We start from the raw sequence: 14,290 nt of genomic DNA on the forward strand, positions 1-14,290 counted from the left end.
TCGACATGAACGCCATCGCCGAGAGCAGAGTGAGCGGCGCCCGCACCCACCAGTGGCGCGGCCTGATCGAGGAGTACCGCGACCGGCTGCCGGTCACCGCGGCCACGCCCGTGGTGACCCTGCTGGAGGGCGGCACGCCCCTCGTCCCCGCCCGGGTGCTCTCCGAGCGCACCGGCTGCGAGGTGTACCTCAAGGTCGAGGGCGCCAACCCCACCGGGTCCTTCAAGGACCGCGGCATGACGATGGCCATCTCCAAGGCGAAGGAGGACGGCGCCCAGGCCGTCATCTGCGCCTCCACCGGCAACACCTCGGCCTCCGCCGCCGCCTACGCGGTGCGGGCCGGGATGGTGCCGGCGGTGCTCGTGCCGCAGGGCAAGATCGCCCTCGGCAAGATGGGCCAGGCCATCATCCACGGCGCCCAGATCCTGCAGGTGGACGGCAACTTCGACGACTGCCTCACGCTCGCCCGCGAGCTGTCCGAGAAGTACCCGGTGGCGCTGGTGAATTCGGTGAACCCGGTGCGCATCGAGGGCCAGAAGACCGCCGCCTTCGAGATCGTCGACATGCTCGGCGACGCCCCGGACATCCACGTCCTGCCGGTCGGCAACGCGGGCAACATCACCGCGTACTGGAAGGGGTACCGGGAGTACGCCGCGGACGGCCTGGCCACCCGCACCCCGCGCATGTGGGGCTTCCAGGCGGCGGGTTCGGCCCCGATCGTCGACGGCGCCCCCGTCCGCTCGCCGCAGACCATCGCCACCGCGATCCGGATCGGCAACCCGGCCTCGTGGGAGTACGCGATCGCCGCGCGCGACGACTCCGGCGGCCTCATCGACAAGGTGACCGACCGTCAGATCCTGTCCGCCTACCGGCTCTTGGCCTCCAAGGAGGGCGTCTTCGTGGAGCCCTCCTCGGCCTCCGGCGTGGCCGGCCTGCTGGCCAAGGCCGAGGCCGGCCTGGTCGACCCCGGCCAGCGGATCGTCTGCACCGTCACCGGCAACGGCCTCAAGGACCCGGACTGGGCGGTGGCCGGCGCCCCGCAGCGCCCGGAGATCGTCCCGGTCGACGCCGAGGCCGCCGCGCTCCGCCTCGGACTGCTCGACTGACGGCGGTTCAGCCGCACCGCGTGCCCCGGGCCGACCCTTTCGGGGGTCGGCCCGCGGCCGTCCCGCGATGACACGTACGTGTTGATTCCGCGCCGATTTCCCGACCCATTTCCGCATCGAATCCGGCCACAAACGGCAACACGGCAGATCGGTGCCGAGCAGGGTGTACCGCTGTGGAACCTGTCTTCGATAGGCTGGTTCCGTCGGGACGCGCATCGGTGCGCACATTCCCGCACCCGCCGGGTGTCCCTGCAATGCGGGTCCCCCGCCGCCGTACCACCGCTGGCCCCACCCCCGTCGGGCAGCCCTCACTCCCCAGGAGAGTCCACCGCATGGCCGGTCCTGCGTTCCGTGCCGCCGCCGTCCGGGTCCGGGTCCCCGCGACCAGCGCCAACCTCGGCCCCGGCTTCGACGCCTTCGGACTCGCCCTGGGTCTCTACGATGACCTGGTCGTCCGCGTCGCCGACTCCGGCCTCTCGGTCGACATCGCCGGCGAGGGCAGCGACAGCCTGCCGCGCGACGAGCGCCACCTGGTCGTCCGCGCCATGCGGGCCGCCTTCGACCGCCTCGGCGGCCAGCCCCGCGGCCTGGAGGTGGTCTGCGCCAACCGCATACCGCACGGCCGCGGCCTCGGCTCGTCCTCCGCCGCCATCTGCGCCGGCATCGTCGCCGCCCGCGCCGTCACCATCGGCGGCGCGCACGCGCTCGACGACGACGCGCTGCTCGCCCTCGCCTCCGAGCTGGAGGGCCACCCCGACAACGTGGCCGCCTGCCTGCGCGGCAACTTCACCGTCGCCTGGACGGCCGAGGACGGCGCCCGCACCATCGTGCTCGACCCGTCCGACCAGGTCGTCCCGGTGGTCTTCGTGCCCGCCACCGAGGTGCTCACCGAGACCGCCCGCGGCCTGCTGCCCAAGACCGTCCCGCTGGCCGACGCCGCCGTCAACGCCGGCCGTGCCGCGCTGCTGGTCGAGGCCCTCACCCGCCGTCCCGAGCTGCTGCTCACCGCCACCGAGGACCGCCTCCACCAGGACTACCGCGCCTCGGCGATGCCCGACAGCGCCGCCCTGGTGGCCGCCCTGCGCGCGCACGGCGTCCCGGCCGTGATCTCCGGAGCGGGCCCGACCGTGCTGGCACTCACCGACGAGGCCTCGGCGGAGAAGGTGCTCGGCCTCGCCGGGCCCGGGTTCGCCGCCCACCGGCTGGAGTTGGACCGTGCCGGTGCGTGCGTGCTGCCGCTCGACGTCTGAGCCGACACCGAACGCGGCCACACCCGCGGGAACGGAAACGATTGACAACAACAGGGCTGGGGAATGTGTCAGGGGGTCGGTAGTGTTAACCTCATTGCTGCACCAGACATCCTCCGGGGTTCGGTGCGCCGCGTCCCGATCCCGCCCCTTCAGGTTGGCACCGTCCGCACCTGCAGGGTCCGGAAGGACGGGACCACGATTTTCCGGGAGCCCACCACAGCGCGTACGCAGCCTGCCTGCGCGACTGAGGCGCATCCCGAAGCCGTGACGGCACCTGACTCCCACCCGCGGCCTCCGCACTGAGGCACGGGCGGGCGGAGCCCGAGGTACCGCCACGCGACGGGGGCCCGGGAACCAAACAGGCAGCGAGGCCGGCACGAGAACCGGCCCACCGCGCCACTTCGCACCACAGTGCACCGCACTTTCGCAGCGTCCACCCGATCGGCTGGTCCTTTCGGGGGGACGACCGCCTCGGACCAGCGTGATTCGGCGTTGGTCAGGACAGCACAACCGGTCGCCGAGCCAGACAGGCCGACGTCCGCTCCAGGGAAGGACCCTTAGTGAGCGACACCACCGATCTGATGGGCGCGCGCCCGGACGCAGATGCGTCGGACGCAGCCGCCGCCCCCGCGGCCCCGGCCAGGCGCCGTCGCAGCGCCGCCGCAGGCCTCGACGGCCTGGTCCTCGCCGAGCTGCAGAAGCTCGCCACGGGCCTCGGTATCAGCGGTACCGGACGGATGCGCAAGAGCCAGCTCATCGAGGCCATCAAGGAGAAGAGCGGCGGCGACCCGCTGCTCGCCGGCGGCGCCGCGCCCGCTCCGGCCGCCAAGCGCACCACCGCCAAGGCCGCTGCCGCCGCCCCCGCCGAGGAGGCGCCCGCCGCCCCGGCCGCCGAGGAGAAGCCGGCCCGCCGCACCCGTGCCACCGCCGCCGCTGCCGCCGCCCCCGCGGAGCAGCCGCAGGCCCAGATCGAGATCCCCGTCCAGGCCGCCGCCGAGGCCGCGCCGGCCCGTACCGAGCGCACCCGCCGCCGTGCCACCTCGGCCGCCGGCGCCCCGGCCGCCGAGGCCGCCGCCGAGCAGGCCGGCACCGTGGTCGCCGAGGCCAAGGCCGAGACCCGCACCGCCGAGCAGCGCCCCGCCGAGGGCGAGACCCGCACCGAGCGCCGCGACCGCCGTGACCGGCGCGACCGCCGCGAGGGCGGCGAGCGCACCGAGGCCGCCGCCGAGGGCCAGGACGCCGAGGGCCGCGAGTCCCGCCGCGACCGCCGCAACCGCCGCGACCGCGACCGGGCCGAGCGCCAGCCCGGCCAGGGCCAGCAGCAGGCCGGCACCCAGCAGGACAGCCAGGCCGGCCGCCAGGGCCAGCCCGCCGGGCAGCAGGCCGGCGGCTACGACGACGACGAGTTCGGCGACGGCCGCCGGGGTCGTCGCGGCCGCTACCGCGACCGCCGTGGCCGCGGCCGCCGCGAGGGCTTCGAGGGCGGCACCCCCGAGCCGCAGATCGGCGAGGACGACGTCCTCATCCCGGTCGCGGGCATCCTCGACATCCTCGACAACTACGCGTTCGTCCGTACCTCCGGCTACCTGCCGGGGCAGAACGACGTCTACGTCTCGCTCGCCCAGGTGCGCAAGCACGGCCTGCGCAAGGGCGACGCCATCACCGGTGCGGTGCGCCAGCCCCGCGACGGCGAGCGCCGCGAGAAGTTCAACGCGATGGTCCGCCTCGACTCGGTCAACGGCATGGACCCGGACGGTGCCCGCAACCGCCCCGAGTTCGGCAAGCTGACCCCGCTGTACCCGCAGGAGCGGCTGCGCCTGGAGACCGACCCGGGTGTGCTGACGACCCGGATCATCGACCTCGTGTCGCCGATCGGCAAGGGCCAGCGCGGTCTGATCGTCGCCCCGCCGAAGACCGGCAAGACGATGATCATGCAGGCGATCGCCAACGCGATCACCCACAACAACCCCGAGTGCCACCTGATGGTCGTCCTCGTCGACGAGCGTCCGGAAGAGGTCACCGACATGCAGCGGTCGGTGAAGGGCGAGGTCATCTCCTCGACCTTCGACCGTCCGGCCGAGGACCACACCACCGTCGCCGAGCTCGCCATCGAGCGGGCCAAGCGCCTGGTGGAGCTGGGCCACGACGTGGTGATCCTGCTCGACTCGATCACCCGCCTCGGCCGCGCCTACAACCTGGCGGCGCCGGCCTCCGGCCGCATCCTGTCCGGTGGTGTCGACTCGACCGCGCTCTACCCGCCGAAGAAGTTCTTCGGTGCCGCGCGCAACATCGAGAACGGCGGCTCGCTGACCATCCTCGCCACCGCCCTGGTGGAGACCGGCTCCCGCGCCGACGAGGTGGTCTTCGAGGAGTTCAAGGGCACCGGCAACATGGAGCTCAAGCTCGACCGCAAGCTCTCCGACAAGCGGATCTTCCCCGCGGTGGACGTCGACGCGTCCTCCACCCGCAAGGAGGAGATCCTGCTCGGCAACGAGGAGCTGGCGATCGTCTGGAAGCTCCGCCGGGTGCTGCACGCGCTCGACTCGCAGCAGGCCATCGAGCTGCTCCTGGACAAGATGAAGCAGACCAAGAGCAACGCCGAGTTCCTGATGCAGATCGCCAAGACCACCCCCGGTTCCGGCGACTGACCCGGCTCGTTCCGCAGGGCGAGGCCCCGCACCGCACCCGCGGTGGGGGCCTCGCCCTTTGCGTGCACCCGGCGCCGTCGTGCCCCGGGGCGGCCCTCCCGTCTCCGCCGATCGGCGGAGACGGGATTCCCTTATGCTCGAAAAACCCCGTTCGAGCAGAAAGGGGAGGGGATGTCCGATCAGCGAGAGCCCCGGAGCAGACGCCGCAAGGTGCTGCGCATCGCGGTGTTCACCGCGATCGGGCTGCTGCTGGTGGGTGCGGGTGCGGCCGGCTACGCGTACTGGAAGCTCAACGGCAACATCCGCAGCGTCGACATCGACACCCAGCTCGGCCCCGGCCGTCCGCCCGCCTCGGTGGGCGGCGCCTTCAACATCCTGCTGCTCGGCTCGGACTCCCGGGCGGGCGCCAACCACTCGCTGGCCGGCGGAGCGGTCGGCGACACCGCACGCTCGGACACCGCGATGGTCGTCCACGTCAACCGCGAGCACACCACCGCCTCGGTGATCAGCATCCCGCGCGACACCCTGGTCGCCCGGCCGGCCTGCACCGCCCCGGACGGCACCAGCACCCCGGCCCTACGCAGCGCGATGTTCAACTCCGCGTACGAGGTCGGCGGACCGGCCTGCGCGGTGAAGACCACCGAGCAGCTGACCGGGATGCGGATGGACCACTTCGTCGAGGTGGACTTCGCCGGGTTCGCGGGCCTGATCGACGCCATCGGCGGGGTGGACGTCACCACCACGGTCGACATCTCCGACCAGGACAGCGGACTGCACCTGGCGGCCGGCAACCACCACCTCAGCGGCACCCAGGCGCTGGCCTTCGTCCGCACCCGGCACGGCGTCGGCAACGGCAGCGACCTCGGCCGGATCGAGCTGCAGCAGCAGATGGTGAAGTCGATCATGAAGCAGATCGGCGCGCTCGGGCTCACCTCCAACCCGGCGCACCTGTGGTCGATCGCCGACAAGCTCACCAAGTCGATGACCACCGACTCCGAGCTCGCCTCGGTCAGCGCCCTGGTCGGCCTCGCCAACACCCTCAAGGGCATCGGCCCGGACCAGATGACCATGGTGACGCTGCCGGTGGTGTCCGCCCCCAGCGACCCGAACCGGGTCGTGCCGCGCACCCCCCAGGCCGGCCAGCTGTGGGCCGCCCTGCAGGCAGACGGGGCCGTCCCGCAGTCGGTGGTGAGCATCCAGCCGTCCAACCCCGCCGACAGCACCCCCAGCCCCTCCACGGGCACCGCCACCCGCACCCCGGGCGGCGCGACCCGCAGTCCGGTCGGTGCGGCGGGCCGGGAATAGTCCGGGCCGCCTCCCGGTTTGGGAAGAGGCGGCCGGTGCTGGCACACTGGTCCGTCGGTCCCGGTTCACGCGCGGCTGCCTGCCGCCGACCCGGTGCCCTCCCGAAACCTAGGAGAGACCCTTGAAGGCCAACGTTCACCCCGAGTACGTCGTGACCAAGGTGACCTGCACCTGCGGTAACGAGTTCACCACCCGCTCGACCGAGACCAGCGGCGAGATCCGCGCCGAGGTCTGCTCGGCGTGCCACCCGTTCTACACCGGCAAGCAGAAGATCATGGACACCGGTGGCCGCGTGGCCCGCTTCGAGGCCCGCTTCGGCAAGAAGCTCAGCGGCGGCAAGGCCTAGCGCTTCCACGGCGCCGGTCTCGGCGTCCCCGCGCATCCGCGGGGGCGTCGGGCCGGCGCCGTTCGCATCTCCCCGGTCCGCGCCGCCGCTCGGCGGCCGGACCACCCCTCTCGCCCCACCGGTACCCACGGAAGTAGGCCCACCCCATGTTCGAGGCAGTCGAAGAGCTCCTCGTCGAGCACGCCGACCTCGAGACGAGGCTGGCCGATCCGTCCGTCCACGCCGACCAGGCGAACGCCCGCAAGCTGGCCAAGCGCTACGCGGAGCTGACCCCGATCACCCGTACCTACCGCGCCTGGAAGCAGACCGGCGAGGACATCGAGGCGGCCCGCGAGCTCGCCGCCGAGGACCCGGAGTTCCTCGCCGAGGCGAAGGCCGCCGAGGCCCGCCGCGAGGAGCTGACCGAGGAGCTGCGGCTGCTGCTCGTCCCACGCGACCCCAATGACGACAAGGACGTCATCCTGGAGGTCAAGGCGGGCGAGGGCGGCGAGGAGTCGGCGCTCTTCGCCGGCGACCTGCTCCGGATGTACCTGCGCTTCGCGGAGCGGGTCGGCTGGAAGACCGAGATCATCGACTCCAACGAGTCCGACCTCGGCGGCTACAAGGACGTCTCCGTCGCCGTGAAGACCAAGGGCGGCGCCGAGCCCGGCCAGGGCGTCTGGGCCCGGCTGAAGTACGAGGGCGGCGTGCACCGCGTGCAGCGCGTCCCGGCCACCGAGTCGCAGGGCCGCATCCACACCTCCGCCGCCGGCGTGCTCGTCACCCCGGAGGCCGAGGAGGTCGAGGTCGAGATCCACGCGAACGACCTGCGGATCGACGTCTACCGCTCGTCCGGCCCCGGCGGCCAGTCCGTCAACACCACCGACTCGGCCGTCCGGATCACCCACCTGCCGACCGGTATCGTTGCCTCCTGCCAGAACGAGAAGAGCCAGCTGCAGAACAAGGAGCAGGCGATGCGCATCCTGCGCTCGCGCCTGCTGGCGGCGGCCCAGGAGGAGGCCGAGCGGGAGGCCTCCGACGCCCGCCGCAGCCAGGTCCGCACCGTCGACCGCTCCGAGCGCATCCGGACGTACAACTTCCCGGAGAACCGCATCTCCGACCACCGCACCGGCTTCAAGTCCTACAACCTGGACCAGGTGCTGGACGGCGACCTGAACGCGGTGATCCAGTCCTGCGTGGACGCCGACGCGGCAGCCAAGCTGGCCGCCGCCCAGGAGAACTGAGAACCGGGCCGGGCGCCCGAGAAGTCAGAGGTGTGGTCGGATGAACCTGCTGCTCGCCGAGGTGGCGCAGGCCACCCAGCGGTTGGCCGCGGCCGGTGTGCCGTCGCCGCGCTTCGACGCGGAGGAGCTCGCCGCGCACGTCCACGGCGTCAAGCGCAGCCAGCTGCACACCGTGCCCGACGGCGACTTCGACGCCCGGTACTGGGAGGCGGTCTCCCGCCGCGAGGCCCGTGAACCGCTGCAGCACATCACCGGGCACGCCTTCTTCCGCTACCTGGAGCTGGAGGTCGGCCCGGGCGTCTTCGTGCCCCGGCCGGAGACCGAGACGGTCGTCGAGTGGGCCATAGACGCCGTCCGCGACATGGACGTCGCCGAGCCGCTCGTCGTCGACCTCTGCACCGGCTCGGGCGCCATCGCCCTCGCCCTCGCCCAGGAACTGCCCCGCTCCACCGTGCACGCCTTCGAGCTGGACGAGGGCGCGCTCGCCTACACCCGGCGCAACGTCGCGACCAGCCCCGACCGGGCCCGGGTCCACCTGCACGAGGGCGACGCCACCCGTGCCTTCGAGGACGACCGCTCCTGGGACGGCCGCTTCGACCTGGTCATCAGCAACCCGCCGTACATCCCGCTCACCGAGTGGGAGTACGTCGCGCCCGAGGCCCGTGACCACGACCCGCAGATGTCGCTGTTCTCCGGCGAGGACGGCCTCGACACCATCCGCGGCATCGAACGGGTCGCCGCCCGGCTGCTGCGCCCCGGCGGCGCGGTGGTCATCGAGCACGCCGACACCCAGGGCGGCCAGGTGCCCTGGATCTTCAACGAGGAGGGCGGGTGGACGGACGCCGCCGACCACCGCGACCTCAACGGCCGGCCGCGCTTCACCACCGCCCGCCGCGCCGCCCTGTGACTTCGTGACTTCGCCGTGAACTTCGGAAGGGGACCGCACCGATGAGCCGCCGCTACGACTGTGCCGATACCGGGGACCGCGCCACCGGGCTGCGCGAGGCCGCTTCGGCGATCCGCCGCGGCGAGCTCGTCGTGCTGCCGACGGACACCCTGTACGGCGTGGGCGCCGACGCGTTCTCGCCGGAGGCGGTGGGCGCCCTGCTCGACGCCAAGGGCCGTGGCCGCAACATGCCCTCCCCGGTGCTCGTCGGCTCGCCGACCACCCTGCACGGCCTGGTCACCGACTTCTCCGAGCAGGCCTGGGAGCTCGTCGACGCCTTCTGGCCGGGCGGACTGACCCTGGTCGCCCGCCACCAGCCCTCGCTGCGCTGGGACCTCGGCGACACCCGCGGCACCGTCGCCGTCCGGATGCCGCTGCACCCCGTCGCCCTGGAGCTGCTCAACACCACCGGCCCGCTCGCCGTCTCCAGCGCCAACAAGACGGGCGGACCCTCGCCCGCGACCTGCGACGAGGCCCAGGGCCAGCTCGGCGACGCCATCTCGGTCTACCTGGACGGCGGCCGCGCGGACCACGCCACGGCCTCCACCATCGTCGACGTCACCGGCAAGACCCCCGTCGTGCTGCGGGCGGGCGCGATCAGCGTCGAGCAGCTGAGGGAGGTCGTCCCGGACCTGGAGGCCGGCAGTTGACCGCTGCGTCCCTGTACGCCGCGGGCCCCGGCCCGGCCAGGTTCGCGGCCGCCCCGTACCGGGCGGCCGCGCCGCGATCGGTCGACACCTTCCGTATCCTCTTCGTCTGCACCGGGAACGTGTGCCGCTCGCCGATCGCCGAGCGGCTCACCCGCCACGAGCTGGCCGCCCGGCTCGGCGCCGTCTCGCACCGCTTCGTGGTCGAGAGCGCCGGGACGTGGGGCCACGAGGGCGCCCCGATGGAGGCGCACGCCGCCACCGTGCTCGGCGAGTACGGCGTGGACAGCGCGGGCTTCGCCGGCCGCGAGCTGCTGGACGAGCACGTCATCGACGCCGACCTGGTGCTCACGGCCACGCTCGACCACCGCGCCCAGGTGATATCCATGGGCCACGCGGCCGGCCTGCGCACCTTCACCCTCAAGGAGTTCACCCGCCTGGTGCGGCGGATCGACCCCGTGACCCTGCCCGAGCCCCGCGGCGGCGACCAGCTGCCGGAACGGGCCCGCGCCCTGGTGCGGGCGGCCGCGGCGCTCCGCGGCTGGCTGCTGGCGGCCTCGCCCGAGTCCGACGAGGTCGACGACCCGTACGGCGCGCCGATCGGCATGTTCCGCAACTGCGGCGAGGAGATATTCGACGCCCTCGACCCGGTCGTCACCGCCCTGACGGGAGTGCGCGGGCAGGCCTGAGCGACGGCGCCCGGCAGGCCCTCCGGGCGCCCCCACCCGCCCCGGGGTGCCGCCCGCCCGCACGGCGCGGGGGATTGCGGGGGATCGGGTGGAGAAACCGTGCACGCCGTGTGCCCGGAGCGTGCGCGGGCGTCGACACCGGCCGACGGGCCGTCCGCGGCGGCGGGCGCCGCACCCGCCCCGACGGCGCAACGCGGCCGCGCACGGGCGGCCCCGGGGGCGGCCCCGACCTACGCTGGAGGGACCCGCCCGCCGCTTCCGGGAGCTGCGCCATGTCCGTCACCCCCACCGTGCACGGCCCGACCGAGACCGACGCTCCCGCCACCGGGGCGCGCTGGGAGCCCGCGGAGGCGCTCCGCCGCGCCGACCCGCTGCTGGCCGACCTGCTCGCCGCGGAGGCCGAGCGACGGGCGGAGAGCCTGCAACTGCTGGCCGGCGAGAACATCACCAGCCCGGCCGTGCTGGCCGCGCTCGGCGGTCCGCTGATCGACAAGTACGCCGAGGGCTACCCGGGCCGGCGCCACCACACCGGCTGCGCGCTGGCCGACACCGCCGAACTGCTGGCGGTCGACCGGGCCCGCCAGCTGTTCGCCGCCCCGCACGCCAACGTCCAGCCCCGGTCGGCGACTTCGGCGATGCTCGCGGCGTACGCGGCGCTGCTGCGGCCGGGCGACACGGTGCTCGCGATGTCGCTGGAGCACGGCGGCCACCTCAGCTGCGGATCCCGCGCCAACTTCTCCGGCCGCTGGTTCGACTTCGTCGGCTACGGCGTCCGCGAGGACAACGGCCTGATCGACCCGGAACAGGTCCGCGAGCTCGCCCACCGGCACCGCCCGAAGGCGATCATCGCCGGCGGCATCTCCTACCCCCGGCACGTCGACTGGGCCGCCTTCCGCGCCGTGGCCGACGAGGTCGACGCCTACCTGATCGCCTCCGCCGCCCAGACCACCGGGCTGGTCGCGGCGGGCCTGGCGCCCTCCCCGGTGCCGTACGCGGACGTCACCGTCGCCGCCACCCACAAGCTGCTCCGCGGCCCCCGCGGCGGCCTGCTGCTGTCCACCGTGGAGCTCGCCGACCGGGTCGACCGCGCGGTCTTCCCGTTCACCCAGGGCGGCGCCGCGATGAACGAGGTGGCCGGCAAGGCCGTGGCCCTCGCCGAGGCCGCCGGCGAGGACTTCGCCGCGTACGCCCGCCGGGCCGTGGACGGCGCCCGGGCCCTCGCGGGCGCGCTCGCCGAGCAGGGCGTGCGGCCGATGACCGGCGGCACCGACACCCACCTGGTCACCGCCGACGTCAGCCCGCTCGGCCTGAGCGGCGTCGACGCCGAGCGGCGCTGCGCCGCGGCCGGGCTGATGCTCGGCAAGTGCGCGCTGCCCTTCGACCCCGCGCCCGCCGCCGAGGCCTCCGGGATCCGGCTGGGCACCGGCGCGGCCGCCGCCCAGGGCATGGGGCCGGCCGAGCTCGCCGAGGTCGGCACCCTGATCGGGGAGCTGTTGCGCGGCGGCCCGCAGGCCCGGATCTCCGCGCGTGTGCGCGAACTCGCACGGGCGTTCTCCGGCCGCCGCTGAGGCGGCCGCAGCGGGCCGTGGAGGCCGTGCGGAGGGGCCGTCCGGGGCTCCCGGGCGGCCTCCGCGGCGTCCGGGGAGAACCGCGGTGCGCGTCCTGCTCGTCCGACTCAATAAGGTGTGACCGTGGCGACGCACCTCGAACCCCGAACCATCCCGGGAGTACGCTCCGTACTCATCCGTCGGACCGTGATGCAGGAGGCCAGTGGTGCGTGAGTATCTGCTGGTGCTCTTCGTCACCGCCGCGGTGACGTACCTGCTGGTCAGCCCGGTGCGGAAGTTCGCGATCGCCGCCGGTGCGATGCCGGCCGTCCGCGCGCGCGACGTGCACCGCGAGCCCACCCCGCGGCTCGGCGGCATCGCGATGTTCGGCGGGCTCTGCGCCGGCCTGCTGGTCGCCTCCCAACTGACCAACATCGGACGGCTGTTCATCCAGAGCGCGGACGTCCGGGCGCTGCTCTCCGGCGCGGGGATCATGTTCGTCCTCGGGGTGCTGGACGACAAGTGGGGCGTGGACGCCCTGGTGAAGCTGGGCGGTCAGATGATCGCCGCCGGCGTGATGGTCTGGCAGGGCGTGACGGTCATCTCGCTCCCGGTGCCCGGCGTCGGCACGGTCGCCGTCACCCCGACCCAGGGCATGATCATCTCCGTCACGCTGGTCGTCGTGATGGTCAACGCGGTGAACTTCATCGACGGCCTGGACGGCCTCGCGGCCGGCATGGTCTGCATCGCCGCGATGGCGTTCTTCCTGTACTCGTACCGCCTGTGGATCGGCTACGGGGTGAACGACGCCGCCCCCGCCGCGCTGTTCAGCGCCGTCCTCATCGGCATGTGCCTGGGCTTCCTGCCGCACAACCTGCACCCCGCCCGGATCTTCATGGGCGACTCCGGCTCGATGATGCTCGGCCTGATGCTGGCCGTCGCCGCCATCTCGATCACCGGCCGCGTCGACTTCGACTACATCACCTCCCGCACCGGTTCGCAGACCGCCACCGTCCACGCCCTGGTGCCGATCTACATCCCGCTGCTGCTGCCGCTGACCGTCATCGCGCTGCCGCTGGCCGACCTGCTGCTCGCCGTCGTCCGCCGCACCTGGGCCGGCAAGTCGCCGTTCGCCGCCGACAAGCAGCACCTGCACCACCGTCTGCTGCAGGTCGGCCACTCGCACAGCCGCGCGGTGCTGATCATGTACTTCTGGGCGGCGCTGATCGCCTTCGGCACCGTCGCCTTCTCGGTCGCCAACACCGGCCGCACCGTGGTGCTGGCCTTCGCCGGGCTCTGCCTGGTCGGCCTGGTCGTGCTGCTGATGCCGCGCTTCCGCCCGCACGCGCCGCGGGCCGTGCAGGCCGTCGTGCCGCCCCGCTACCGCAAGGCCCGGGCCGAGGCGTCGGCCACCGGCGCGGAGGCCGCCGCGGAGGCACTCGGCGGCGCGGCGGACGAGGCCGCGGCACCCGCCGGGGCGCCCGCGATGGCCGAGCTCTCCGCCAAGGACAAGGCACTGCTGAGCCGGATCGGCAGCGGGGCCACGGCGGTCGGGCAGCGGAGCCGCGCGAAGGGCTGAGCGCGCGCCCCGGAGGTGGCCGGGGCGCCCCCCGAGGGCGCCCGCGACACGCCCGCCGATGCGTCTGACCGGCCGTCAACAGCCCTCACCCGTACGGCGGCACCCTTGGGCCATCGGTGTGACAGGTACCACACGTTCATGGTAAAGCTCTCATCAAATAGTTTGTGATACCGTTCACGAGTACCGAGAACACGCCGAAAGACCTGACGGGCGGAGCGCTCTCCACCCCCGGTCGGTCTCCTCGACTGGCTCGCCGTCGAGCGGCCGGCCTGCGGCTGTGGTTCCCGGTGCGGCGTCCCCCCGCCGCGCGCACACCCATATGCCAGTCCCCCGTTGCCGACATGCCGCCGGAGCTGCCGACATGCCGTCCCACGACGCCCGGATCATCCGAGGCGCCGCAATCCCCACTGCGGTCGCCGGCCTGGTCGCCGCCGTCATTGCGACCCTCGTCGTGGGGACCAAGGGGCTGATCGGCGCTCTCGCCGCCGTCCTCCTTGTGATGGCGTTCTTCAGCTTCGGCCAGGTCGCGCTCGACCGGCTCACCAGGAACAACCCGCAGATCCTCATGGCAGCCGCGCTGCTCGTCTACACGACGCAGATCCTGCTGGTCGCGGTCGTCCTGGCGGTGTTCAAGAACACCACCCTCTTCGACACCAAGGTGTTCGGCTTCACGTTGCTGGGCTGTGCCCTGATCTGGACGGGTTTCCAGGTGCGCGGCGCGATGAAGGCCAAGATCTACTACGTGGAGCCCGAACCCCGCGACGACAAGCCGAAATCCGGGCGTCAACCGTGACGGGGGCGGGCTGTCCCCCTCGCACGGGGGGCGGTGTTTATGCCCTCCTGACGGGCTGCTATCGTCCGTCCCGACGGCGGAGTACGGGATGCGGCCAGATCGCTCCGATGATCGGACGGATCGCCCCCCGACTCCATGAAGTCTTCGAAGATCCCGCGGCAGGGATACGCGCCGCGCAGGGTCCGCGAGAAATCCAACAAGTTCCAGTGCC

General features: G+C 73.2%; 12 protein-coding genes. All 12 read left to right on the plus strand.

Annotated elements, in window-relative coordinates:
- Nucleotides 1-5 precede the first annotated feature (5 nt).
- On the plus strand, nucleotides 6-1,106 hold the full coding sequence (gene thrC / locus ABZ641_RS00385) for a threonine synthase (RefSeq protein ID WP_344625896.1): 1,101 nt from the start codon (nucleotides 6-8) through the stop codon (nucleotides 1,104-1,106).
- A 332-nt stretch (nucleotides 1,107-1,438) separates the two neighbouring features.
- Entirely contained in the window at nucleotides 1,439-2,356 is a 918-nt protein-coding gene (gene thrB / locus ABZ641_RS00390) for a homoserine kinase (protein ID WP_344625897.1), read from the plus strand.
- 560 nt (nucleotides 2,357-2,916) lie between these two features.
- Complete coding sequence (rho, locus tag ABZ641_RS00395) at nucleotides 2,917-5,004, plus strand: transcription termination factor Rho (protein ID WP_359978066.1); 2,088 nt, start codon at nucleotides 2,917-2,919, stop codon at nucleotides 5,002-5,004.
- A gap of 171 nt (nucleotides 5,005-5,175) precedes the next feature.
- A complete protein-coding gene (locus ABZ641_RS00400) occupies nucleotides 5,176-6,309 on the plus strand; it encodes an LCP family protein (protein WP_344625899.1) in 1,134 nt (377 codons plus the stop codon).
- Nucleotides 6,310-6,430: 121 nt separating this feature from the next.
- Nucleotides 6,431-6,655: a 50S ribosomal protein L31 gene (gene rpmE, locus ABZ641_RS00405; protein WP_030268015.1), complete on the plus strand. Its 225-nt coding sequence runs from the start codon at nucleotides 6,431-6,433 to the stop codon at nucleotides 6,653-6,655.
- A gap of 146 nt (nucleotides 6,656-6,801) precedes the next feature.
- Nucleotides 6,802-7,878, plus strand: a complete 1,077-nt coding sequence (gene prfA, locus ABZ641_RS00410) for a peptide chain release factor 1 (protein ID WP_344625900.1) — start codon at nucleotides 6,802-6,804, stop codon at nucleotides 7,876-7,878.
- A 40-nt stretch (nucleotides 7,879-7,918) separates the two neighbouring features.
- Nucleotides 7,919-8,785, plus strand: a complete 867-nt coding sequence (prmC, locus tag ABZ641_RS00415) for a peptide chain release factor N(5)-glutamine methyltransferase (protein ID WP_344625901.1) — start codon at nucleotides 7,919-7,921, stop codon at nucleotides 8,783-8,785.
- A gap of 41 nt (nucleotides 8,786-8,826) precedes the next feature.
- The gene (locus ABZ641_RS00420) at nucleotides 8,827-9,474 is read left to right on the plus strand and encodes an L-threonylcarbamoyladenylate synthase (RefSeq protein WP_344625902.1); all 648 of its coding nucleotides are present in this window, start codon (nucleotides 8,827-8,829) and stop codon (nucleotides 9,472-9,474) included.
- Between the two features lie 95 nt (nucleotides 9,475-9,569).
- Nucleotides 9,570-10,160, plus strand: a complete 591-nt coding sequence (locus ABZ641_RS00425) for a protein-tyrosine-phosphatase (RefSeq protein WP_359978088.1) — start codon at nucleotides 9,570-9,572, stop codon at nucleotides 10,158-10,160.
- Nucleotides 10,161-10,432: 272 nt separating this feature from the next.
- Nucleotides 10,433-11,728 (plus strand): serine hydroxymethyltransferase, encoded by a 1,296-nt coding sequence (locus tag ABZ641_RS00430; protein ID WP_359978069.1) that lies wholly within the window; start codon nucleotides 10,433-10,435, stop codon nucleotides 11,726-11,728.
- Between the two features lie 205 nt (nucleotides 11,729-11,933).
- A complete protein-coding gene (locus tag ABZ641_RS00435; protein WP_359978070.1) occupies nucleotides 11,934-13,286 on the plus strand; it encodes an MraY family glycosyltransferase in 1,353 nt (450 codons plus the stop codon).
- Nucleotides 13,287-13,647: 361 nt separating this feature from the next.
- On the plus strand, nucleotides 13,648-14,079 hold the full coding sequence (locus tag ABZ641_RS00440) for a hypothetical protein (protein ID WP_359978072.1): 432 nt from the start codon (nucleotides 13,648-13,650) through the stop codon (nucleotides 14,077-14,079).
- The last annotated feature ends 211 nt before the right edge of the window (nucleotides 14,080-14,290 follow it).

The sequence above is a fragment of the Kitasatospora sp. NPDC007106 genome (assembly GCF_040634455.1).
GTDB classification, from domain to species: domain Bacteria; phylum Actinomycetota; class Actinomycetes; order Streptomycetales; family Streptomycetaceae; genus Kitasatospora; species Kitasatospora arboriphila.